14 protein-coding genes, 1 pseudogene and 1 riboswitch are annotated in these 24,944 nt (G+C 66.3%); of the genes and pseudogenes, 12 read left to right on the top strand and 3 right to left on the bottom strand.

The annotated features are described in order from the left end of the window. Nucleotides 1-259 precede the first annotated feature (259 nt). Nucleotides 260-1,105, top strand: a complete 846-nt coding sequence (locus HY058_21760; GenBank protein ID MBI3499934.1) for a universal stress protein — start codon at nucleotides 260-262, stop codon at nucleotides 1,103-1,105. Nucleotides 1,106-1,193: 88 nt separating this feature from the next. Here HY058_21760 and HY058_21765 read toward each other — a convergent pair whose 3' ends face one another. Beyond that, a complete protein-coding gene (locus HY058_21765) occupies nucleotides 1,194-3,029 on the bottom strand; it encodes a peptidoglycan DD-metalloendopeptidase family protein (protein MBI3499935.1) in 1,836 nt (611 codons plus the stop codon). Nucleotides 3,030-3,271: 242 nt separating this feature from the next. Further along, nucleotides 3,272-3,373: riboswitch (TPP riboswitch) on the top strand. Between HY058_21765 and thiO the strand changes: the two genes are divergently transcribed. The 9 genes from thiO (at nucleotide 3,342) to HY058_21810 (ending at nucleotide 13,526) form a co-directional block, all read left to right on the top strand. Beyond that, nucleotides 3,342-4,544 (top strand): glycine oxidase ThiO, encoded by a 1,203-nt coding sequence (thiO, locus tag HY058_21770; GenBank protein ID MBI3499936.1) that lies wholly within the window; start codon nucleotides 3,342-3,344, stop codon nucleotides 4,542-4,544. (Overlaps the previous riboswitch by 32 nt.) Beyond that, nucleotides 4,541-4,753, top strand: coding sequence for a sulfur carrier protein ThiS (gene thiS, locus HY058_21775; protein ID MBI3499937.1), 213 nt, complete (start codon nucleotides 4,541-4,543; stop codon nucleotides 4,751-4,753). The genes thiO and thiS overlap by 4 nt, the downstream gene beginning before the upstream one ends. An 8-nt stretch (nucleotides 4,754-4,761) precedes the next feature. After that, complete coding sequence (locus HY058_21780; protein ID MBI3499938.1) at nucleotides 4,762-5,532, top strand: thiazole synthase; 771 nt, start codon at nucleotides 4,762-4,764, stop codon at nucleotides 5,530-5,532. Nucleotides 5,533-5,549: 17 nt separating this feature from the next. Continuing rightward, entirely contained in the window at nucleotides 5,550-6,176 is a 627-nt protein-coding gene (locus tag HY058_21785) for a thiamine phosphate synthase (protein ID MBI3499939.1), read from the top strand. A gap of 70 nt (nucleotides 6,177-6,246) precedes the next feature. Continuing rightward, nucleotides 6,247-7,266: an alpha/beta fold hydrolase gene (locus tag HY058_21790; GenBank protein ID MBI3499940.1), complete on the top strand. Its 1,020-nt coding sequence runs from the start codon at nucleotides 6,247-6,249 to the stop codon at nucleotides 7,264-7,266. Between the two features lie 329 nt (nucleotides 7,267-7,595). Then, on the top strand, nucleotides 7,596-9,167 hold the full coding sequence (locus tag HY058_21795) for an ABC transporter substrate-binding protein (protein MBI3499941.1): 1,572 nt from the start codon (nucleotides 7,596-7,598) through the stop codon (nucleotides 9,165-9,167). Between the two features lie 148 nt (nucleotides 9,168-9,315). Beyond that, nucleotides 9,316-10,068 (top strand): class II aldolase/adducin family protein, encoded by a 753-nt coding sequence (locus tag HY058_21800; protein MBI3499942.1) that lies wholly within the window; start codon nucleotides 9,316-9,318, stop codon nucleotides 10,066-10,068. 272 nt (nucleotides 10,069-10,340) lie between these two features. After that, entirely contained in the window at nucleotides 10,341-12,287 is a 1,947-nt protein-coding gene (locus HY058_21805; protein MBI3499943.1) for a CocE/NonD family hydrolase, read from the top strand. Nucleotides 12,288-12,290: 3 nt separating this feature from the next. Further along, complete coding sequence (locus HY058_21810) at nucleotides 12,291-13,526, top strand: MFS transporter (GenBank protein MBI3499944.1); 1,236 nt, start codon at nucleotides 12,291-12,293, stop codon at nucleotides 13,524-13,526. Nucleotides 13,527-14,423: 897 nt separating this feature from the next. Here HY058_21810 and HY058_21815 read toward each other — a convergent pair. Then, on the bottom strand, nucleotides 14,424-14,693 hold the full coding sequence (locus HY058_21815) for a hypothetical protein (protein MBI3499945.1): 270 nt from the start codon (nucleotides 14,691-14,693) through the stop codon (nucleotides 14,424-14,426). A 189-nt stretch (nucleotides 14,694-14,882) separates the two neighbouring features. Here HY058_21815 and HY058_21820 point away from each other — a divergent pair, with 189 nt between their 5' ends. After that, the gene (locus HY058_21820) at nucleotides 14,883-18,815 is read left to right on the top strand and encodes an AAA family ATPase (GenBank protein ID MBI3499946.1); all 3,933 of its coding nucleotides are present in this window, start codon (nucleotides 14,883-14,885) and stop codon (nucleotides 18,813-18,815) included. Between the two features lie 568 nt (nucleotides 18,816-19,383). Here HY058_21820 and selD read toward each other — a convergent pair. Next, nucleotides 19,384-21,615, bottom strand: a pseudogene (gene selD / locus HY058_21825) (selenide, water dikinase SelD). Nucleotides 21,616-21,869: 254 nt separating this feature from the next. On the opposite strand from selD, the gene fdnG reads away from it, so the two are divergent. Beyond that, a complete protein-coding gene (fdnG, locus tag HY058_21830; GenBank protein MBI3499947.1) occupies nucleotides 21,870-24,944 on the top strand; it encodes a formate dehydrogenase-N subunit alpha in 3,075 nt (1,024 codons plus the stop codon).

Below are 24,944 nucleotides of genomic sequence, written 5' to 3' on the forward strand. Positions count from 1 at the left end.
GTTTTATCCACCCTCCCTTTCGAGCCTGGCCCCGCATGGGCCAAGCAGGGGGACCGCTCCCCCCAGGCCGGCAGGCTCGACGCCTACAGTTATAGCGTGGGGACCGCGGCCCCGGTCGTCAACGGTTGCCAAGGGAAATCTTTAGGTCAGTTTTCGGAACCAATCCCATGCGGTGACCAATGCCGCATTCATGGTTATTCTAGTCGGCGTCTGGACACACTCGGGGTCAATCCGGGGAATAGACAGGGGGAGCCTGACGATGAAACGAATTTTGGCGGCGGCCAGCGACAACCCCGCTGCGGTCTACGCGACCGCGCTCCTGGTGGCGCGGCGCTTCGATGCCCGGCTCGTTGGTTTGGGCGCCCGCTCGGTCGAGACCGTGGTCATCCCCTGGGGGGAGATGGGCGGCTCGGTGCCGGTCGAGGCCGACCGGCTCTTGGAACGCGAGAGCGAGGAGCGGCGGCGCCAGGCAAGGCAGGCTTTCGAATCCTTCATGGCCGCGCAAGGCGTGCCGGTGGGCTCGGCGGGCGAGGGCCACAAGGGCCCCTCGGCGGAATGGCGCGAAGAGGACGGCCCGCAGAATACCGTGGTGGGCGCGCTCGGCCGGGTCTTCGATCTGATCGTGGTGGAGCGGCCGACCCGGCTCACCTCCTTGGCCGAGGTCACCCTCGAGGATGCGCTGTTCGAGAGCGGACGCCCGGTGCTGATGGCCCCCGACAAGCCGGGGACCAGCGTCGGCGAGATCATCCTCATCGCCTGGAACGGCTCCACCGAGAGCGCCCGCTCGGTGGCGCTGGCGAACTCGTTCCTGAAGCGCGCCAAGCGGGTGGAGGTGGTCAGCATCGAGTCCGGCATGACCCCAGGGCCGAGCAGCGAGGAGCTCGCCCGCAGCATCGCCGCCCAGGGCATCCCGGCGATCGCCCGCCACGTCAACGCCAAGGGACGCACGCCCGGCGAAGCCTTCCTCGACGAGGCGAAGGCGATCGGCGCCGATCTCATGATCAAAGGCGCCTACACCCAGAGCCGCCTCAGGCAGATGATCTTCGGCGGCGCCACCCGCCACATCATCAACGCCGCCGAGCTGCCGGTCTTGTTCGCGCATTGAGACCGACGCGGCGCCGGTCCGATCCGGGGCTGGCGCCGCCGTGCGCAGTCTCGACCGGTGCCCCCGCACCGGACATCCGCCACGCCGCTTAGAACCGGTACCGCGTCAGACGAATCGGCCGCCCATTCGGCAGCGTCAGTATTCCGTCGGTGTCGCTGGTGAACTGAACCACGACCGCACCCCGGTCGCCGGCGAGCGACGGCGATCGATAGGAGCCGGTCAGGGCCTGACCGCCTGCATATTCCAGCAGCCGTCCTTGATAGGTGAGCGGAGCGGTCAGCGTGTTTTCCGTGACATACCAAACGGGCTGGCCGGCGGCGTTGTACATGTAGGTGCTGAGGAACAGGGTCGATCCCTGTATTTCGGCAAAATAGCCGCGACCGCTCTCCGCCGCACTCCACCACCAGCCGGTCTCCGGCGCATCGTTGGTGGGACCAGTCGCGACCCCGCCGCTGACGATGTCGAACCGCTGAATGGGAATGGTGCCGCCGGGCCAGGTCAGCGTTGCCGTGGTCGGGCTTGCGAAGGCAATGCTGATCGCTCCGGAAGAGCCGAGCAATGTCGGGGCCTGGTAGGAGCCATCCAGCGTTTGGCCGCCGGCGTATTGCTGCAATGTCCCGCTATAGGTACTGCCGCTGAGCGCGCCGCTGGACACGAGCCAGAGCGCGGTTCCGTCGGTGGCGTAAAGATACGTCGATAGGAAGAGATTGTTGCCGCGCCGCTCCATCGAGAAGCCGCGTCCGCTTTCGTTGGGATTCCACCACCAGCCGGATTGAGGATCGATGGCGGCGGCGGTGGCGCCTACGGTGAAGCGATGCGCGTAGACCTGGCCATTGTAGGCGACCTGGAAAACCCAAGTCCCGGTCGTGGCCGTGCTCGGCAGCGGGTAATACCAATAATAGTAGGCATCGGTGTACGTCGTGGGAAACGTATAGGTCCAAGCGCGCTCAGTATTTCCGGCGGGGTCGAGCACGGTGAACGAAGCCGACTGGCCCGCCTGCAGCTCGCGCAGGTAGATGGCATAGTAGACGGTGGCACCTGGCTGGAACTGGTCGCTGAAGTTCGGCGTTTCCACCTTTGGGCAGGCAGGAAACACCGGTGGCGCCGATTGGGTGGCGATCAGATTGATCGCACTGTCGTAATAGGGCGGCTGCACCGCCCAAGACGATGTCGATGTGTTGCATTGGCCGGAGTGTGCCTCGATGACGTTATCGGCCGAATCGTGCAATTCGAAATGCAAATGAGGGCCGGTGGAGTTTCCCGAGCTGCCAACCAAGCCTAGAAACTCGCCCATCTCGACCGATGCACCGACCGGCTTGGTCGTCACCGAGCCCTTTTTCATGTGCAGGTACCAAGCAACCGAACCGTCGGCGTGCCGGATATAGACGGCGTTCGCCGTCAGATTTCCTAAACGGCCACAGCTTTGGTCGTCGTACCCATCGTCCTTGGCGACAATCACGCCGGCCGCGGCAGCGACGATCCGCACATCGCTGCTTGCCATCATCAGCCATCCAAACGGCCACAGCCCGAAATCGGTGCCCGCGTGGTGATAGCCGTTTGGATTGTTGTAGGAGCGTGTGCCGCAATTGTAGTCGAGGATGGGGCCTATGGATGGGCTGAGATCAACGAAATTGCTTTGGTCGGCATAGCCGTAATTCTTCCGGCCAGTGGCGAGCCGAAGCGGCCAGCCCAGATTCTGCACGACGCTGATCGCGGCCGGAGGTGCGATCGCCCCTTGGCGCTGAAGCGTCGCAATGTTGCGATTGATCCTGGCCTGAATTGCCTCACTCTGCGCCGGCGACAGCTCATCCTCGATCTTGGGCCCTTCGCCACCGCCGTTTGGTGGCACTTCCTCACACCACGCCGGACCCTGCGCAACGACGGCGACGAGCACTAACGCCGGGCCGATCGCCGCACGCCGCATCCCAAACCACCGCATTCTCGTTCCCCGCCCGATGGTGGTGGAACGATCTTGCCCTGATCCGGGAGCATCTTCAAATCGGCCGAGATCCAGGCCTCTCTTTCGATCTGTCGTCCCTGCGGCAGGCCGTCTTCAATCGACATTTCTCGGGGCACCGCCGGATCCTGGACCAAGCCGCCGGCATCGGGCGCAAGATCGCGCACACCGTCGAACCCGCTTGCGCGGGGCCTCGATCACTGCTGAACTGAAGACGGCTGGGGTGCCGTGCGCCGATGGCGCGCGGCTGAGAGCACACCCATCGAACCTGCCTGGGTCATGCCAGCGAAGGGAGCCGATTTGAGCGAAGCTCCGGGTCAATCTGCGCATGCGGCGGGCCGCGTCGCCATCCTCGGCGGCGGCATCATCGGCTTGGCGATCGGCTGGCGCCTGGCCGAGGCCGGAGCGGCGGTCGACATATTCGAACGCGGCACCGCCGGGCATGGCGCCAGCTGGGCCGCGGCCGGCATGCTGGCCGCCGGGGTCGAGACCGAGCCTGGTGAAGAGTCCTTGCTGCCCCTGGCGCGCCTGAGCCAGGAGCTCTGGCCCGCGTTCGCCCGTGGGCTCGAGGCCGCCTCCGGCATGGACGTCGGTCTTAGCGAGGCGGGGACGCTGGTGGTGGCGTTCGCCCGCGACGAGGCCGAGCAGGTCCGGTTTTCCTTCGAGCTGCAGCGTCGCCAGGGCGTCCAGCTCGAATGGCTCGCCCGGGATGCGGCACTGGAGCTGGAGCCCCATCTCAATCCGCGCCTGGCCGCGGCCTATTTCAGCCCTGGGGACGGCCAGGTCGACAATCGCCTGGTGGTAACCGCGCTGGCCCGCGCGTTTCGTCTGGCCGGCGGAAGGCTGCACGAAGAGGCGCCGGTGGAGGCGATCGACATCGAAGCCGGTCGCGCAAGCGGCGTCGTCGTCGCCGGCAGACTCCACCCAGCCGATTGGGTGGTGCTCGCCGCCGGCGCCTGGTCCAGAGAGATTGCAGGCTTGCCGGAGCCGGCCCGTCCGCCGGTGCGTCCGGTCAAGGGACAGATGCTGGCGCTCCGCATGGACAAGGCCGCCCCGCTCCTTCGCCATGTCGTCTGGGCGCCGCGCGCCTATCTGGTGCCCCGCGGCGACGGGCGGCTGCTGGTCGGCGCCACGGTGGAAGAGCGCGGCTTCGAGCCGTCCTTGACGGCAGGCGGCCTGCTGGCACTCCTCGACGGCGCCTGGCGGGCGCTGCCCGCCCTCGAGGAGTTGCCGATCCAGGAAACCTGGGTCGGCTTCCGCCCGGGCTCTCCTGACGATGCGCCGATCCTGGGGCCGAGCCAGATCCCGGGCTTGGTGCTGGCTTGCGGCCATCATCGCAGCGGCATCCTCTTGGCGCCGATCACCGCTTCTCTGATCGCCACCTTCGTGCTCGAGGGCAGGCTCGCCGAGGCGATCCGTCCCTTTGCCATCGATCGCTTCAACCGCCGATCGGCGCCGCCAGCGGACAGGAGAACGGCATGACGACTGCGTCCTTGGAGGTGAACGGCAAGCTGGAATCCGAGATCATCGGCACCATCGCCGATCTGCTGCGCCGCCGCGGCATCGATCCCGCTTGCCGGTTCCTTGCGGTCGCGGTCAACGGCAGCGTGATCAAGCGCAGCGACTGGGAGCACGCACGGCTCGAGCCCGGCGATGCCGTCGAGATCGTAGCGCCGCGCCAGGGGGGATGATGGCGTCCATGGATGACCCTTTTCAGCTCGGCGGCGAGCGCTTCGCCTCGCGCCTCCTCATCGGCACTGCCGGCTATCCCAACCAGCAGCTGATGCTGGATGCGATCCAGGCGAGCGGAGCGGAGATCGTCACCGTCTCGATCCGGCGCATCAGCCTCGAGGGCTATGCCGAGAGCCTGGTGGACGCGCTCGGCGGCCGCTATCGGCTCTTGCCCAATACCGCGGGCTGCGCCACCGCGAAGGACGCGGTCTTGACCGCGGAGCTGGCGCGCGAGGCCTTGGAGACCAATTGGGTCAAGCTCGAGATCATCGGCGACCGCGAGACCTTGTGGCCCGACATGGAGCAGCTCCTCGGCGCGACTCAGACGCTGGTGCGCGCCGGCTTCGTGGTGCTGCCCTATTGCAGCGACGACCTCGTCCTCTGCCTCAGGCTGGCCGATCTCGGCGCCGCCGCCGTGATGCCGCTGGGCTCTCCCATCGGCTCCGGGCGCGGCATCGCCAATCCCTTCGCCATCGAGCTCTTGGCCCAGCGCAGCCCGGTTCCGGTCATTCTGGATGCGGGCATCGGCACCGCCTCCGACGCGGCACTCGCCCTGGAGCTCGGCTGCGCCGGAGTGCTCTTGAACACCGCAGTCGCTAAGGCGGCCGATCCGCGCCTGATGGCCGATGCCATGCGCCAGGCGGTGATCGCCGGGCGCCAGGCGCGCCGTGCCGGCCGCATTCCCAAGCGTTCGCACGCCGAGCCGTCGAGTCCGCAGCTGGGCTTGGTCGGCTCGTGAGCGGCAATCCGTCGGCTCTGCCGGAGCCGCCGCTCATGGTGATCACGGACGCCGCGCAGGCGTCGCCCCGCTCGCTGGTGGACACGATCGCCCGGGCCATTCTGGGCGGTGCGCGCTGGGTCAGCCTCCGGGAAAAGGCGCTGCCGCCGGACGATCGTCTTGGGCTGTTGGCAGGCCTGGTCGAGCTTGCCCGGCCGACGTCCACCGCCGTGTTCGTGCATGGCGACGTCGAGGCGGCGGCCGCGCTCGGCCTTGCCGGCGTGCATCTGCCGCAGGGAGGCGACATCGCCCTCTGTCGGCATCGTCTGGGCCGGCGGGCGGTGATCGGCATCTCCACCCACACGCCGGCCGAAGCCGTCCGGGCGGCGGCGGAAGGCGCCGACTATGTGAGCCTGAGCCCGATCTTCGCCAGCGACAGCAAGCCCGGATACGGGCCCGCCCTCGGCCTGGACGGGCTCCGCGACGCCTGCCGAAGGGCGTCCTGCCCGGTGATCGCGCTGGGCGGGATCATGCCTGGCTCGGCCGCTTCGTGCGTCAGCGCCGGTGCCGCGGGGCTCGCCGTGATGGGGCCGATCATGCGGGCCCGCGATCCCGCGGCCACGGTCCGGAGCTATCTCGCCCGGATCCCTGGAGCTTGTCGTTGACCGCGGCAACGCAGCCCGTGCCTACTCTCCACGAAGCCAGCGTTCATCGAACCTTCAAGCGGAGTGGCGAATGGCCGACTATCAGACTTTCGAGGCGGGCGACGTGGTGCTGCAATCGGGCCTGACGCTCCGCGGCGCCAAGCTCGCCTACAAGACCTATGGCAGCCTTGCCCCCGACAAGTCGAACGCCATCGTCTATCCCACCTCCTACGGCGCCCAGCACTACGACACGGAGTGGCTGATCAAGGAGGGACACGCGCTCGATCCCAGCCGCTACTTCATCGTCATCCCCAATCTGCTGGGCAACGGGCTCTCTTCCTCGCCCAGCAACACCGCCTCCCCCTTCGATCGCGGCCGCTATCCCAACGTCACCATGCACGACAATGTGCGCCTGCAGCATCGGCTGATGACGGAGGTGTTCGGCGTCGAGCGCATCAAGCTCGCGGTCGGCTTCTCCATGGGCGCCATGCAGTCCTTTCACTGGGGTGCCTTGTTCCCCGACATGGTCGAGCGCATCGCCGTCATCTGCGGTGCGGCCCGATGCTCGCGCCACAATTTCGTGTTCCTCGAAGGGGTGAAGGCGGCGCTGACGGCGGATGCCGCCTGGCGCGACGGCTGGTTCTGGGAAACGCCGGTGCGGGGGCTGCGGGCCATGGGCCGGGTCTATGCCGGCTGGGGGCTGTCCCAGGCCTTCTACCGCGAGGAGCTTTACAAGAAAATCGGCTTCTCCTCGCTCGAGGACTTCCTCGTCAGCAATTGGGAAGGGAACTTCCTAAAGCGCGACGCGAACAACCTCTTGGCCATGCTGTGGACCTGGCAATACGCCGACATCAGCCAGAACCAGCTCTACAACGGCGATTTGAAGCGGGCGCTGGCGGCGATCAAGGCGCTCGCCTTCGTCATGCCCTCGGAGACCGACCTTTACTTCACGGTCGCCGACAACGCGCTCGAGGTTCCCAACATGCCCCATGCGGAGCTGAGGCCCATCCCCTCCATCTGGGGCCACCGCGCCGGCAATCCGGCGCAGAACCCGGCCGATTTCCAGTTTCTCGACCGGGCGCTCAAGGAATTGCTAGGCCGCCAGGGCTGAAGCAGCTATTGGCGGGCGCGGTTGCGCTGGCGCCGGCGCTTGGCCGCAAGCTTGCCTTTGCGGCGGTTGTCGCGATAGCGCTGCTTTATGCTCTTCATCGAAGCCTCCTCGGGCTCTATGGGAATGGATTGACCCGCCCCGGCCGGCGGCGGGCGGTCATGGGGGCCGGCAACCTAGCAGATCGGCGCGGTCTGCAGTTAAGGCGAAATCGCCGGCCGGCCCCGGGGCGGTTTCCGATCCGATCACAATTTTACGATCGGGTTGCGTTCGGGCAGGGCCGCCTCTAACGTTGAGGCAAAACCGCATCATCCAGCAGGGGAGCTCGTGAAATGACATCGAAGCATCGGGGCGGGTTGGCGATCGTCAGCGTGGCCAGCGTCCTGGCGGTGGTCTTGGCGACCGCGCCGGCATCGGCGCAGAAGAAGGGCGGCAATGTCATCGTGGCGCACCAATCGGCGCCGCCCTTGACTGACGCCCAGGCCTCGACCGCCGAGGCCAGCCGCAATGTCTCCTTGCATTGGATCGAGACGCTGTACGCCCGCGACGAGAAGACCGCCGCCATTCCCGACCTGGCCCAGAAGGTCGATATCTCCGAAGATGGCCTCACCTACGCCTTCACGCTGCGCGAGGGCGTCAAGTTCCACAACGGCCAGGAGATGACCGCCGAGGACGTCAAGGCCTCGCTCGAGCGCTACGCCAAGGTGGGCGGCAGCGCGCCGATCATGAAGCCGGTCGACTCCATCACCGCCACCAGCAAATACGTGGTCACGGTCAAGCTGAAGAACGTCGTGCCGGGCTTCGTCGAGCTGCTGTCGAGCCCGCGGGCACCGGCCGGCATCATGCCCGCCTCCGAGGGCGGCAAGGAGCGCGGCCAGATCAACCATATCGGCACCGGGCCCTACCAGTTCGTCGAGTACAAGCCCGACAGCCATGTGTCTTTGAAGCGCTTCGACGGCTACAGCGCCAACACCAACTACACCAAGCGCGACGGCTTCGGCGGCAAGAAGACCGCCTATTTCGACACCGTCACCATCCGCCACATTCCGGAGGCGGGCGCTCGCACGGCTGCCCTGGAAACGGGCGAGGTGCATTGCGTCGACAGCGTGCTGCCTCCGCAATACAAGCGCATCACTGAATCTGGCAACAAGAACATCAAGTTCTATCCCTCGATCCCCTGGGCCTACCAGACGATCATCATGAACGCCTCGCAGGGTGTGACGGCCAACATCAAGGTGCGCCAGGCGATCCAGGCAATCCTCGACGACGAGGAGATCTTGGCAATCGCCGGCGACGGCCTCTACCAGCTCACCCATGGCTGGCAGCATCCGGGCTCGACCTACTTCGCCGGCGATGTCGGCAAGGAGTTCTACAACGTCAAGGACGTGGCGAAGGCCAAGGCCTTGCTGGCCGAGGCCGGCTACAAGGGCGAGGAGATCGTCGTGCTGACCGACAGCACGATCAAGAACCACAACGACACCGGCGTGGTTGCCGCCGAGCAGCTCAGGAAGGCTGGGCTCAACATCAAGCTGAACGTCGTCGACTGGCCGACCGCCTTCCAGATCCGCTTGAAGCCGGAGGGTTGGAACATGTGGACCCTCGGCTTCGGCATCGAGCCCTATGAGGGGCCCTACAACGTCGCCTCGTTCTTCACCACGGAGAATGACGGCAAGGGCGCGCAATGGGTCTCCGATCCGGAGCTGCAGCGCGCCAACCAGGTGCTGAACAGCGCCCTCAAGCTCGAGGACCGCAAGAAGGCCTTCGCCGACTTCCAGAAGCGCTTCTTCGAGTTCGTGCCGGCGATCAAGGTGGGCGACCTCGGGCGTTATTTCGCCTGCCGGGCGAATGTCGCGGGCTTCGCTCCCTACCGCATTCCCCGGATGTGGGACACCTGGTTCGAATAGACGAACGGCACTGAGACCCAACGGAGGGGGACGTCATGTCCCCCTTCGCATGTCTGGGCTGGCCTTGCTTGGGACGCAATCGAGCCCATTCCGCTCCGGCGCCAAGACCGGTAAACTGCTTTCCAATGGGAAACATTACGAGGGTGCCATGACTGCGTTGCGCCAGGTCGACAAGCGGGAGCAGCTGGAATGGCAGCTGCGCACCGACCTTGCGGCCGTCTTTCGCCTGACCTTCCGCTTCGACTGGAACCGCGGCATCGGCAACCACTACAGCCTGATGCTGCCCGGCAGCACGGACGAGTTCCTGGTCAATCCCAGGGGCATGCTGTTTTGCGAGGTGACCGCCGGCAACCTCATCGTCGCCAACTTCGCCGGCAAGGTGGTGCGCGGCAAGGGCGAGATCCGCGAGGTCGCCTATCACATTCATGCGCCGATCCATAAGGCGAACCCGAACGCGCAGGCATGCCTCCACGTGCATCCGCCCAACATCACCGCCCTGTCTCTCCTGGAGGACGGGCGTTTCGCGCTTGCCCACCACAACAACCTCATCTTCAACGACCGGATCGCCTATGACGACGCGATGACCGGCCCCGCCTGTGATTGGGAAGAGGGCGACCGCATCGCCCAGGCACTCGGGGACAAGACCATTCTGGTCATGGCCAATCATGGCGTGACCGTGGTCGGTCCGACCGTGGCCGATGCCTTCAGCGAGCTTGCCGTCGCCGAAAACACCTGCGGCGATCAGCTCCGTGCCATGTGGACCGGCTTGAAGCTGCGCCAGCAGGCCGATCATCTGCGCTGGCGCCACCGCGGCGCCTGGAGCGAACGGGTCGATGCCCGCCTCTCCCTCGATGCCTGGCGGCGGATCCTCGACAAGGAAGAGCCGGACTACAAGAGCTGACGCTGTTCGTACATAGAGTCACAAGCAAGCGACTGCTTGCAGCAGACCCTCACCCTCCCGCGCTGACGCGGGTCCCTCCCTCTCCCGCCTGGGGTGGAATTTGGGAGGGGGTGCGGCGCACCCCCTCCCCGACCCTCCCTGGGCGGGAGAGGGGCTTAAGAGCGAGACCTTCGTAGCCCCTCTCCCGCATCGCGGGAGAGGGTGCCGAGCGCGAGCGAGGCGGGTGAGGGTCGGCGTGCCCAGAATTTCAAGTAGATAGGGATCCTCGGCACGTGGCGTCCAAGAAACCTACCTCGAGGCCATCCAAGCCGGAATTCGGCGTCATCGTCGCCCATGACGTCATGGTGGCGATGCGCGATGGCGTGCGCTTGGCGACCGACATCTATCGCCCGGCGCTGGCCGACGGCGCGCCGGCACCCGGCCGGTTCCCGACCATCCTGACGCGCACCTCCTACGACAAGTCGAACCCGGTGATGCAGGTGGAGCCGGTCGGCATGTTCTTCGCGCGGCGCGGCTATGCCGTCGCCATCCAGGATCTGCGCGGGCGCGGCCACTCCGAGGGGACCGGCGAATACTCCCACACCGCCAATCCCAAGGAAGGCTTGGACGGCTTTGATAGCATCGAGTGGATCGCCCGCCAGGCCTGGTCGAATGGGCGCGTCGGCATGGTCGGCAGCTCCCACAGCGGCATCGTGCAGAACGTGGCGGCCCTCCACCGCCCGCCGCATCTCAAGGCACTCTGGGTCGACGTGGCGCCGACCAGCGCCTTCGACTGGGAGGCGCGCCAAGGCGGCGCCCAGTCCTTGCACATGTTCGCGGCCCTCTTCCTCCATGGCTACGATGCTCAGGAGATCCGCGACGATAAGGTGGCGCAGCGGCGGATCGAGAGTGCGGTCGAAAACATCCGCGACGAGCTCATGAAGATGCCGTTCAAGCCCGGCCACTCGCCCCTCTCCGTGCTCCCGAATTTCGAGCGGGTGCTGGCGCACTACACCTATGACGGCGCCCACAACGAGTGGTGGGGCATGGAGGCGATGGAGCAGAAGACCCGCTGGAAGCGCTTCGCCGACATTCCCGCGGTCTTCTCCAGCGGCTGGTACGACCCCTTCGTCGCCGACGTGACCGAGCAATTCCAGCATCTGGCCAAGCAGAACAAGGCGACCCAGCGCCTCATCGCGGGGCCCTGGAACCACACCGCCATGCGCGGCGGCGGCACCTTCGTGGTCGAGGTCGATTTCGGCAAGGACGCCGCGTGGGGCTACGGCGTCTACAACGCCGCGCGGCTGCGCTGGTTCGACCGCTGGCTGAAGGACTTGCAGACCGGGGTCGAGAAGGACCCGCCGGTCCGCTTCTTCGTCATGGGCGGCGGCAGCGGGCGGCGCACCGAAGCCGGCCGCATCGATCACGGCGGTGAGTGGCATCGAGCCTCTGCCTGGCCGCCCCCGGCCAAGGCGCAATCCTGGTATCTCAGCTCGGGCGGCGGGCTTTCGACCGAGCCGCCCGGGGCCGACGAGCCGTCAGTCTCCTGGACCCATGACCCGGAGAATCCCGTGCCCACCATCGGCGGGGCGGTCTCCGGATTCCTCGAATGGGTGACGCTGCCCGACGGCATGGACAAGAGCTACGTCTCGCCCCGGGCGCGTATGCATTCGGTCGTGCCCGATGGCCCCATGCATCAGCGCGAGCGCCAGGGCCATGTCGGCTGCCGACCGCCCTATCCGCTCCTTTCGGAGCGCCATGACGTGCTCGTCTTCGAGAGCCCCCGGCTGGTTGAGGCGGTCACCGTCGCGGGGCTGATCGAGCTGCAGCTTTGGCTGAGCTCGTCCGCGCCGGATACCGACGTCACCGCCAAGCTCATCGATGTCTGTCCGGCCAATCCCGACTGGCCCGAAGGCTTTCACCTGCCGCTTGCCGACACCATCCTCAGGCTCCGGTTTCGCCAGGGCTTCAAGCGCGAGGTGCTGCTGGAGCCGGGAAAGCCCGTCCGGCTCACCATCAAGCTGCCGCCGATCGCCAACCAGTTCGCCGCCGGACACCGGATCCGGCTCGACATCGCCTCCAGCAACTTCCCGCGCTTCGATGTGAACCCCAATACCGGCGAGAAGCTTGGCCGGCACACGCGCATGGAGAAGGCGCTGAACACGCTCTATCTCGATAAGAAGCGCGCGGCCCATCTGGTGCTGCCGGTGCTGGCGGAATCGAAGACGCGGGCTGGCTGAACGATGGTCGACACCGCCGCCGCCATCCGCCGCGATACGATCGTCATCGGTCTCGTCGGCTCGGCGCATTTCCTCAGCCACTTCTTCCAGCTGGCGATCGCACCCTTGTTCCCGCTGCTGCGCCTCGAGTTCGATGTGAGCTACACAGCGCTGGGATTGGTGGTGACCGCGTTCTATACCGCGTCGGGCCTCTGCCAGGCCTTCATCGGCATCCTCGTCGACCGCTACGGGGCGAGCCGCCTGATGTTCCTGGGGCTCGGCCTGTTGGCGAGCTCAGTGGCGCTCTCGGGTCTGGTGTCGGCATTCTGGATGCTGCTGCCTCTGGCGGTGCTGGCCGGCATCGGCAACAGCGTCTTTCATCCGGCCGACCTCGCCATCCTGTCGACCAAAATCGGCAAGACCCGTCTCGGCCGCGCCTATAGCGTGCACGGGCTCGCCGGCACCTTGGGCTACACCGTCTCGCCGGTCGTCGTCGGCAGCGTGGCGGCGCTCTACAATTGGCGCGCCGCCCTGCTGGTCGCCGGCGCGCTTGGTCTCGTGGCGCTCGTGGTCCTGATGCGGTTCGGCGAGCGGCTCGCAACCGAGTCCCAGGCCCGGCGGGAGAGTTCCGGCAAGCCCGGTCGGCCGATCGGCTTCGCGGCACTGCTCGCCACCCCGGCCATCGTCATGGCGCTGGGCTATTTCATTTTGAGCGCCATGGCCGGGATCGGCTTTCAGACCTTCTCGGTGACCGCGCTGACCCAGCTCTACGGGGTGCCGATCGGGCTCGCGACCACCGCCCTGACCGCCTACCTCATCGGCAGCTGCGGGGGCGTGCTCGTGGGCGGCGTGCTCGCCGATCGCACATCCCGGCACGATCTCATCGCCGTCTCCGGCATGAGCGTGTCGGCGGCGCTCATGCTGGTGATCGCAGGATTCGACCCAACCTTCGTCTCGACCGTGGCGCTGATCGCCTTGTCCGGCGCGGCGGTTGGGGCGACCGGTCCCTCGCGCGACATGCTGGTACGCGCCGCCACGCCGCCGGGGGCGGCCGGCAAGGTCTTCGGCTTCGTCTATTCCGGCCTCGACCTCGGCTCTTCCGTGGCACCCTTGCTGTTCGGCTGGCTCATCGACCACGGCCAGCCCCGCGGCGTGTTCGTGCTCATCGCCGGTCTCCTGGTGCTGACCATCGGCACGGTCGTGCAAGTCCGCCGGCGATCGGTCGTCGGCCGAATCGCACCGCTCAAGGGTGCGGATTAGGGCTTGGACTCATAAAGCCGCGGCGCAAGCCTGATGAAGGCAAGATTGTTGGCTGCGAGCTTGTCGTATCGGGTGGAAAACGCCTCGTGCGGGGCCTTCCGCTTTTAGGGGTCAAGCGGACAGATCGGCATGATCAGTCGATCGACGTAATTGACCCTAAGCCGACTCCGGTCACCCACTAATCAAACGTAAATTGGTGTGGTTTGAAGATTGCGGTCACCTCGCATGGCAAGCCCCTGCGTTGGGTCTCGCGCGTTCGTCCGTTCGGTGCAATCCGCTTGAAGCTGGCGCACCGATTTCCCATTCGCAGACATCCGAGAATAGGGTGTCGCGCGAAAGCCCTCGGTTGTGAAGCTCGGCGTCGGGAAGCCGAATGAGTTGGTCATAGAGAGCCGCAGCGGCGCAGTAATCGACGCAGCCGTTCACCCATGTCCTGACGTGCTGACAGAGTTGCTTGATCGAACTGGAGAGCGAAGCTGCCGTCTTGCTGAGCGGTACGGCGTCGGTGCCTGACAAGTGTTCGGATAGGGTCATGACGACGGTCCTGCGAGGTTCGGTTTGCGAGAATGCGTGGCGAACGGCGCAATGGCCTATCGACTAGCTTGCGCCGTCCCTCCGCGCTTACTGGTTGTGAACTGAGTTGCGGCGCCTCTCGCCGATTCTTGCGGATTGGAATGCTCACCCGCTAGAGGCCGCGTGCTCTGGCCTCCCAGTCTCCCTCACCGCGCGGCGAGGACCAGATGGTAACGAGGGCGCGCAACAGTCGTCGTAGTAGGCCCAACTTGTTCTGCGACTCGGTGAAGTCCTGCGATGTAACGAGCGTGTTCATGTGAGCGTCTCCGATTTGGTAAGAATCCGCGCCGGCTCGTAGAGGCCGGTCCAGGTCGCCCTGGGGTGTCAGAAGTCGGTGAGAGATCGCCAGCGCTGCCAAGACGCGTCCATGAGGGCCAGCTGCTCGGGCCGGGTCAGGTAGTCCTTGGGTTGGATATCGACCCTGCGAAGAGCGGGAGGGGAGGCTCCCTGGGCATTGGACAGGGTGCCGGCGACCTGGGTGCCTTGGCGCTCCGGGGCGGAAGCCAGACCGGATGCCGACTGCTGTGCGACGTATAGCGTCGCGGCGCCGAGCATGAGTGTGCAAAGTCCCGCAGCAAGGGGGCGACTGAGCATGAGTTCCTCCTTCGTTCGAGGAGCGTTCGGCCTGAGGTGTCCCGGGCCGCTCCACTGCTATTGGAGCCTGTCGCCGTAAGTCTCAGCGTGAGCGGCGCGTTATTGCTGCGTAAAACCTGTCGCAACTTCGTGAAAAATGCGGATAGTACGATCGAGAAAGGGTCCCGAAGGTGAAACGACGGGGCGCAGGTGGGGGGCTTGCCGCTACCGAGATACCGGCTGGCGCTTCTAGGTCGTTTCGAGCTAAGCGGGCTGAGCGGACCCGTCGACCTGCGCAGCAAAAAGCTCTCCAGCCTGCTGGCCTACCTGGCCTGCACGGCGCCCGCGCCGCAATCGCGAGAGAAGTTGGCGACCCTGCTTTGGGGCTCGCATTTCGAGACCCAGGCGCAGCAGAACCTGCGTCAGGCGCTCTATCGGCTGCGGCGAACGCTGGGCGACGATGCCCTCAGCAGCGACGGCGATGACATCCGGCTGGCGCCGGGTGTGATCGATTGCGATGTGGCCCGGCTCGAGGCGTTGATCGGCGACGGCAGCCGTGCGTCTCTCGCCGCGGCAGGCGACCTCTACCATGGTCGCCTGCTTTCCGATGTGACCATAGCGGAAGAGGCTTGGGCGGATTGGGTGGCCGGCGAACGGCAGCGGCTGGAGGGATTGGCGCTCGATGCCCTGGTCAGGTCCGGGGAGATCGAGCTGGCGGCGGGTCTCGCGGACAAGGCGCTCGAAGCGGCGCATCGTGCGCTGGCGATCAATAACCTTCGCGAGGATGCCCATCGCCTGACCATCCAAGCGCTGGCCGCCGCCGGACGCCAGGCCGAAGCGCTCAAGCACTATCAGGACCTTACCGTGCTGCTCAAACGCGAGCTGCAGACGGAACCCGATGCGCTAACCAAGTCGCTCGTCGCCGCGCTTGGCAGCACACAGAAGCTGATGAGATCGCCTGCGGTCAGAGACCCTGAGCCGACTGTAAACGCCGAGAACCCCGCAGCTGGGGGCGATGAGCCATCGCTTGCGGGCACCGTCCGCTCGGGCAGCCTCGAGCAGCGCCAGTTGACGATCATGGTTTGCACCATGGTCGGCACAAATCCTCGTCGGGCAAGCCGTGACCCCGAGGACATCCACGATCTGATCGCCGCCTTCCACAAACGTGTCGCCGATACGGTGGCCCGGTTCGACGGATTCGTCGCCCAATACCTGGGTAATGGCGTGCTCGTCTATTTCGGCTACCCAACGGCGCGCGAGCATGACGCCGAGCAGGCCGTGCGCGCCGGCATCGCCGTCCTCGAGGCGGCGGGCACGCTGAAAGCGCCCTCCGGCATGACCCTTCAGGCAAGCGCCGGCATCGACACCGGTCTCGTCGTCGTCGGCGACAAGTCGGAGACCGGCGATGCACGCAAGCCGGTTGCGATCGGCCAGACTCCGTACCTGGCAGCGCGGCTGCAGGCCGCGGCAGCGCCGGGCGAGATCGTGATCGCGGCCAGCACGCGGCGGCTGGTGGGATCGATGTTCGACTGTCGCGCGCTCCCGGCCATCGAGGTGAAGGGGCTGGCCGAGCCGGTGGAGGCGTGGCAGGTGCTGGGCGAAGCGCCCGGCGTCAGCCGGTTCGAGGCGCGGCGCGCAGGCGCGCTCACCCCGCTCGTCGGCCGGCAGGAGGAGATCGACCTCATGCTTCGCCGTTGGGATCAGGCCAAGCGCGGCGAGGGCCGGATCGTGCTGCTCTCCGGCGAGCCCGGCATCGGCAAGTCGCGCATCGCCGAAAGCCTGCTGGCCAGGCTCGAGGGCGAGCCGTATGCGCGGCTTCGCTATTTCTGCTCTCCCCACCATACCCATAGCGCGCTCTACCCGTTCATTGCGCAGCTCGAGCGAGCGGCGCGCTTCGAGCCCGGCAGCGACTCCGGAGCGAAGCTCGACAGGCTGGAGGCCCTGCTCACGCCGACGACGACCAGTGCGGCACGCGACGTGGCGCTCATTGCCGAGCTGCTGGGGGTGCCGGCGGACGGGCGCTACCCGGCGTTGCCGGTCAGCCCGCAGCAGAAGCGAGAGATGACGCTCACGGCGCTTCTCGACCAGCTCGACGGCGCTGCGGCTGAGGGCCCCGTATTGATCGTGTTCGAGGACGTCCACTGGATCGATCCGACATCGCAGGATTTGCTCGATCGAACGGTGGACCGTGTCGCCAACTTGCCGGTGCTGCTGGTCGTCACGGTCCGGCCGGAGCTGCAGCCAAGCTGGGTCGGCCAGCCGCACGTTACGATGCTGCCCTTGAGCCGCCTTGGCCGTCGCGACAGCGCCAGCATCATCGCCGGCATCACCAAGGGCAAGGCGCTGCCCGACGCAGTCGTCGAGCAGGTCCTTGCGCACACGGATGGTGTGCCGCTGTTCATCGAGGAGCTGACCAGCACGCTCATCGAGAGCGGGCTGTTGCGAGAGACGACGGACAGCTATGTGCTCGACGGACCGCTGCCGCCGCTCGCCCTGCCGATGACACTGCAGGCTTCGTTGGTCGCTCGCCTCGACCGGCTTGGCCCGGTCAAGGATGTGGCGCAGATCGGCGCCGCGATCGGACGGGAGTACTCCCACGGGCTGATCGCCGCGGTGTCGGACTTGGCGCCTAAGGACCTCGAGGCGGCGCTCGCGCGGCTGATGGAATCCGGCCTCGTCTCCCGGCGCGGCGCGCCGCCGGATGCAACCTACTCGTTCAAGCACGCGCTGGTGCAGGACGCCGCCTACGCCACGATGCTGAAGAGCCGGCGGCGGCAGTTGCATGCGAGCATCGCCACAGTGCTGGTCGAGCGGTTCCCGGCGATGGCCGAAACCCTGCCCGAGGTCGTCGCCCACCAATTCACCGAGGCCGGGCTTGCCGGTGAGGCGATCAGCTATTGGCTCAAGGCGGGTCGGCTTGCGTACGCGCGAGCGGCCAACCGCGAGGCTGTGGAATTCTTCGAGCGGGCACTGCATCTCCTCGAGGCGCTGCCGGAAGCCCGCGAGAGGCTGGAGCAGGCCATTGATCTTCGCTTTGACCTGAGGACTTCGCTCCTGCAGCTCGGAGAGTTCGAGCGGATCGTCGGCTATCTTCGTGAAGCCGAGGGCCTGGCCAGGACCCTCGACGATCAACGTCGACTCGGCGAGACGTCCGTCTATATGTGCCACAACCTCTGGATGACCGGGCATCCGACGGAAGCGGTCGCGTTCGGCGAGAGCGCCCAGGCTATTGCCGAGTCGCTCGGAGACGTTCCGCTCCTGGTGACGGGAAATCTCTACCTAGGTGCGGCCTGCATGTGGATGGGAGACTATCGACGGGCCGAGGACCTTCTCCTGAAAGTCTTGCGGTTGCTCGAAGGCGATCAACAGCTTGGCCTCGACAGACGTTCTGCCGAGAGGGTCCGCTCCTATCTGACTCTGACTCTCGCCGCGCAGGGAAAGTTCGAGGAAGGGATCGCCCACGGCCAGGAAGGCATCCGTCTCGCTGAAGCGCTGGATGACCCCTACAGTCTCACCAACGTGCGCCTGTGTCTCGCCAGTCTCCACATCACCAAGGGAGAGATCAGCCGCGCCGTCGACCTGCTTGAACGCGGGCGGGAACCAAGGCGCCAGTGGAACCTGACCGTCGAGGTACACACGGCGAGGCTTGGCTATGCCTACGCGCTCTCGGGGCGGATTGCTGAGGGCATCCCGTTGATGGCGCAGGCGCTGAGCGTCAGTCAGGCTATGCGGTACGGAATCGTCCAGCCGCAATTCTTGATGTATCTGGGCGAAGCGTACATCCTCGCCGACCGGCTCGAGGACGCTCACGAATGCGCCGGGCGAGCCCTGACCGTCGCCCGTGAGTGCGGCCAACGCGGCCACGAGGCGATGGCCCTTCGCCTCCTCGGCGAGGTCAACGCCCGCCGCGATCTCCCGGAGCACGCTGAGGGCCACTACCGTGACGCGCTGGCGCTCGCCGAGGAGTTCGGAATGCGCCCCCTCGTCGCCCACTGCCACCTCGGCCTCGGCAAGCTCTACCGGCGCACGGGCGAGCGGGATCGGGCTCGTGACCAGCTTGCCGCCGCGACGACGATGTACCGTGAGATGGACATGCGGTTCCGGCTGGACGAGGCCGAGTCCGAGATGCGTCGACTGCCGTAGGCGTCGCTGCGGACTTCACTCGCAGACAGGCTGATCGACATCACATTGGAGTGCGGGGATTTTCCGACTTGGACCGCAATCACAATTTGGACCGCAATCTCAATACTGGGCCGGGCGCATATGGCCGCTCCTGGCACATTCCGGACTCGCCGTTTGCCGCGGGTGGCGGCCGTTTAGTGATCCAAAGCAGGCTCTGGCAAGCCGCCCTAGGGCGTGTTTATGAGTTCACTCCCTAAGCGACTCGCCGTTTGCCGCGCTCGCGCCCTCGCGCGCGCTAGGCAGGGCGCTCGCGAGCGGCTTCCTGTCCCAGCCGATTGGGCCGGAATCCTCTCGACGTAGCAATTATTTACGGTCGGTGCGGGTGCGCTGTCCCGGTGTCCCAGTCCCGGGCACGCGCAGGGTGGGACAGCGATGGAGTGGACTGCACCTCGGGGGTGGACTTTGGGGTCGGGGCCGCGAAGAGCGGACCGACGGTGGTTCCACCCCCTCCCCAACCCTCCCCGGGTGTGAGACACGGGATTAGGGACAGGCGTGGATTGCCGCATGCGGGTCACCCTCGCGAGCAGGGCTAGCCAACGAGCGTGATTGCAGCGCTGTCGCCCGCACGGGCTACCACGCGGCCGATCACACTCGCTTGCGCGTAGCCCGCCTGGTGGAGCGTATCGAGACAGGCATCCGCCGATTCCAGGGGAATGCCCGCGATGAGTCCACCCGCCGTCTGCGGATCGTAGAGGAGCGCAGTCGCGGCCCGGTTTGTCGCGCTGGTGCGATCCTCGACGGCGACGCCGAGCTTGAGGTTGCTGGGGGCCATGGTGCTGGCGATGCCGGCGTCCAGCGTCTCGAGGGCGCCTTCCAGCGCCGGGATGGCGCCGAGGCTGAGCTCGGCGTCGAGGGATGATGCCCGCAGCATCTCCAGAAGATGACCCGCCAGTCCGAACCCGGTTACATCGGTCACCGCATGCGCACCGTGGCGCCTGAGCACGCCGGCCGCTTCACGGCTCGACTGCAGCATCGAGGCGAGGGCCGCTTCGATCCAGCGCCCCTTCGCCTTGCCGCGCATGGCGGCGGCGAACAGGGTGCCGGTGCCGAGCGGCTTCGTCAGCACCAGCACCTGATCGGGTGCCAGACCGACTTTGCGGGTGAGGCGGTCTCGGTCGACGAGCCCGTTGACGCTGAGGCCGAAGGCGAGCTCGGCGCCTTCGCCGCTATGGCCGCCGATCAGGCTCGCCCCAGCATCGCCGAGCGTCGCGAGCGCACCGGCCAGGAGCTGTTCCAGATCGCGCTCCTGCCAGGATTCCGGGCCGACCGGCAAGGTCGCCATGGCGAGTGCCGTGTGCGGCTCCGCCCCCATGGCATAGAGATCGCCCAGGCAATGATTGGCGGTGATGCGCGCGAAGAGAAAGGGGTCGTCGACGATGGCGCGGAAAAAGTCGACGCTCTGCACCAGGAGCTTGCCCTGCGGCACCGCCACCACCGCCGCATCGTCGGCTTCGGCCAAGCCCACCACCACATCGGGGTGGCCCTTGGGCGCCACGCGGGCGAGCACCCGGGCCAAGAGCCCGCCGTCGAGCTTGGCTCCGCAGCCGCCGCAGCGCATCGCCGGCATCGCCGCCGCCGTGGACCGGCCTGCCATGGCTATGGGCGCCTGGGCCATGGTGCCCGCCGCCATCCGCTCCGGGTGCTGGTACATCGCCATCCAGCGCCGATCGATCCAGTCCTTGAACCGCCAGACCCAGGCGCCCTCCCAGGCCAAGGCACCGCGCGAGCCGACGGCGTATCGGTTGCCGGTGGAGATCAGGCTCAAGAAGTGCCGCTGCGGCCGATAGCGGATGAGCGGCCGGGAGAAGGCGGCGCGCCGCAGATTCTGGGCGAGCGGCGGCCCCTGGCGGACGGCATAGACCCCGGCCTTGGGCAGATTGTGGTTCACCATCGCGGCTGCATCGCCGCTGGCGAAGACGAAGGGATGCGAGAGCGAGCGGAGCGTGTCGTCGACCGCGACGAAACCGCCGGCATCGGTGGCGAGCCCGCTGGCGGCGAGCCACGGCGCCGGTGCCGCCGTGGTGGTCCAGCACGCATGGTCGAACGGGATCACCTCGCCCGAAGCGGTGATGAGACGCTTTGCCTCGAGGCGGGTGACGCGTTGATCGGTCATCACCGCGATGCCGCGTTCCGCCAGCACGCGCCGGAAGCGGCGGCGCACGCCGTCGGGATGGCCCGGCAGAATCTCCGGCAGATCGGTGAGGATGACGAAGCTCACCCGATCCGGGTCGCCGCCCTTGCCGGCGAGCTCGGGTCGGAGCCGGTGCTGGAGCGCCAGTGAGAGCTCGACGCCGCCGGCGCCGCCACCGACCACGGCCAGCCGGACCGGCCGGGTTTCGGCGAGGATCATCCCCTCGATTCGCGCCCAGCTGGCGAGGAATCGGTCGACGGGCTTGATCGAAAGCGCGTGCTCGGCGGCGCCGGGAATGCCCGAGCGGGACGGGCGCGAGCCGATGTCGAGGGAAAGGAGGTCGAAGGCAATGGGTGAGCGGCCTTGGATCAGGAGGCGTCGCTGGGCGAGATCGAGCCCGACGGCCTCGCCCTGGACGATGCGGGCGCCGGCGGCCATTGCCAGCCTCCTCAGGTCGATATGGGCGTCCTCGAAGCGGTAGTGACCGGCGATCAGGCCCGGCAGCATGCCGGAATAGGGGGCCTCGACCTCGCGGGCGAGCAAGGTCAGGCGCAGCCCCGATTCGGGCGCCATCGCAAAGCGACGCAGCACTTCCACATGACTGTGGCCGCCGCCCACAAGGAGGAGATCGGAAAAGGCGTGGGCAGGATCGACGATTTCTGGCGTGGGCAAGGTTTGTCCAGTATTAGCCTTAAATTCTGCTGCCGCTGTGGCGCAATTCTAGGGTGCGTGCGCTTGACGGTCACGCGCCCCTAAACGTAAGATTACTAACAATTTTACATAGGCTCCGCCGATCGCTTGGTTGGAGACCTAAAGCAAGAACAAGACCTCCGACCCGCGGGGGCGGCCGCGATGGCCTTTATGGGGAGTGAACCGCGATGACCATGCTGCAAGTCACGCGCCGGCAGTTCTTCCGCTATGGCGGTAGCGCCTTGGGCGCCTCCACGCTGACCGCACTCGGCTTCTCGCCCAAGGACGCGCTGGCCGACGTCAGACCGTTCAAGCTCGAGCGCACGACCGAGACGCGCAACACCTGTCCGTATTGCTCGGTCGCTTGCGGCGTCATCATGTATTCGATCGGCGATCGCTCGAAGAACGCCAAGGCCTCGATCGTCCACATCGAAGGCGATCCGGATCACCCGACCAACCGCGGCACGCTCTGCCCAAAGGGTGCGGCGCTCATCGACTTCATCAAGGCGCCGACCCGGCTCATGTATCCAGAGTACCGGGCGCCGGGCACGAAGGAGTGGAAGCGCGTCTCCTGGGATTGGACGGTGGAGCGCATCGCCAAGCTCATGAAGGAAGACCGCGACAAGAACTTCATCGCCAAAAATAATGACGGCGCCACCGTCAATCGCTGGCTCAGCACCGGCTTCCTCGCCGCCTCCGCCACCTCGAACGAAACCGCGTTTCTGACCTACAAGGTCGTACGCAGCATGGGGATGGTCGTCTTCGATAATCAGGCGAGGGTTTGACACGGACCGACGGTGGCCAGTCTGGCCCCAACATTCGGTCGCGGCGCGATGACGAACCTGTGGGCGGACATCAAGAATACCGACCTCGTCGTCATCATGGGCGGCAATGCCGCCGAAGCGCATCCCTGCGGCTTCAAATGGGTCACTGAGGCGAAGGCGCACAACAAGGCGAAGCTGCTCGTCGTCGATCCGCGCTTCACCCGCTCGGCCGCGGTCGCCGACCTTTACGTGCCGATCCGGCCGGGCACAGACATCGCCTGGCTCGGCGGCCTCATCAATCATCTGCTGCAGAACGACAAGATTCAGCACGAATACGTCAAGTCGTTCACCAACGCCTCCTACCTGGTGAAGGACGGCTACAGCTTCACCGACGGGCTCTTTAGCGGCTATAGCGAGGAGAAGCGTGACTACGACCGCTCCAGCTGGGACTACCAGCTGGACGAGCAGGGCTACGTCAAGATCGACGAGACCCTGCAGAACCCGCGCTCGGTCTACCAGCTGATGAAGGCGCATTACGCCCGCTACACGCCCGAGATGGTCGAGCGCATCACCGGCTCGCCCAAGGACAAGCTGGCCGAAGCCTGGGCGCTCATCGCCACAACCTCGACGCCCGATCGGGTCATGACCAGCATGTACGCGCTCGGCTGGACCCAGCACTCCAAGGGCTCACAGAACATCCGCACCATGGCGATGGTGCAGCTGCTCTTGGGGAATATCGGAGTGCGCGGCGGCGGCATGAACGCGCTCCGCGGCCATTCCAACATCCAGGGCCTGACCGATCTCGGCCTCATGAGCAACCTGATACCGGGCTACTTGACCTTGCCCGGCGATCGCGAGGTCGATCGCGCCACTTATATGTCCACCCGGCAGTTCAAGCCCTTGCGCCCCGGCCAGCTCAGCTATTGGCAGAACTACGGCAAGTTCTTCGTCAGCTTCCAGAAGGCGATGTGGGGCAAGGCCGCCACCGCGGAGAACGACTACGCCTATGACTGGCTGCCGAAGCTCGATGTCGGCTATGACATCCTCCGTGCCTTCGAGCTCATGCATCAGGGCAAGATCAATGGCTATTTCTGCCAGGGCTTCAACCCGCTCATGTCGTTCCCCAACCGGGCGAAGGTCCGGGCGGCTTTAGCCAAGCTCAAATACCTCGTGGTGATGGACCCGCTCGCCACCGAGACCGCGAGCTTCTGGGAGAACCACGGCGAGTACAACGACATCGAATCCGCCTCTGTGCAGACCGAGGTCTTCCGTCTGCCGACGACCTGCTTCGCCGAGGAAGACGGCAGCCTGGTCAACTCCGGACGTTGGTTGCAATGGCATTGGAAGGGCGCCGACGCACCGGGCGAGGCGATGTCGGACATCCAGATCATGGCCCGGCTGCAGCTGAAGGTGCGCGAACTCTACGGCAAGGAGGGCGGCGCCTTACCGGAGCCGATCGTCAATCTGACCTGGCCCTACCGGCGGGGCGATGAGCCGCAACCCGACGAGATCGCCCGGGAGATCAACGGCTCGGTGTTGGAGGACGTGGTCGATCCCAAGGACCCGACCAAGGTCATTCTCGCCGCCGGCCAGCAATTGAACCTTTTCGCCGAGCTCCGCGACGACGGCAAGACCGCCTGCGGCTGCTGGATCTATTGTGGCTCCTACACCCCCGCCGGCAACCAGATGGCCAGGCGCGACACCTCGGACCCGGCCGATGCCGGGCTCACCCCGGGTTGGGCCTGGTCCTGGCCGGCCAATCGCCGCATCCTCTACAACCGCGCCTCCGCCGATTCCAAGGGCAAGGCGTGGGATCCCAAGCGCAAGCTCATCGAGTGGAACGGCCAGCGCTGGGCCGGCATCGATGTGCCGGACTTCGTCATCACCTCCAAGCCGGAAGACGGCATGGGCCCGTTCATCATGAATCCGGAGGGCACGGCGCGTCTGTTCACCCGCGGCATGATGCGGGACGGGCCGTTCCCGGAGCACTACGAACCATTCGAGGCGCCGGTCGCCAACGCGCTGCATCCCAAGGTCGGGCCCAATCCGGTCGCGCGCGTGTTCAAGGGCGATCTCGAAGTCTTCGGCAAGGCCGCGGACTTCCCGATCGTCGCGACCACCTACCGTTTGACCGAGCACTTCCATTTCTGGTCGAAGCACACGCGCATCAACGCCATTCTGCAGCCGGAGGAGTTCGTCGAGATCGGCGAGGCGCTGGCGGCGCAGAAGGGCATCAAGAACGGCGAGCGCGTCCAGGTGCGCTCGAACCGCGGCCGCATCAAGGCGGTCGCCGTGGTCACCAAGCGCATCAAGCCGTTCAAGATCGACGGCAAGGACGTGCATCTGGTCGGCATACCCCTGCATTGGGGCTTCACCGGCCAGACCCGCAAGGGCTTCGGCCCCAACATGCTCACTCCCTATGTCGGTGACGCCAATATCGAGACGCCGGAATACAAGGCGTTCCTGGTGGACATCGAAAAGCTGCCCGCTTCGGCAGTGAGCTAG

Source organism: Pseudomonadota bacterium (assembly GCA_016195085.1).
GTDB lineage: Bacteria > Pseudomonadota > Alphaproteobacteria > SHVZ01 > SHVZ01 > JACQAG01.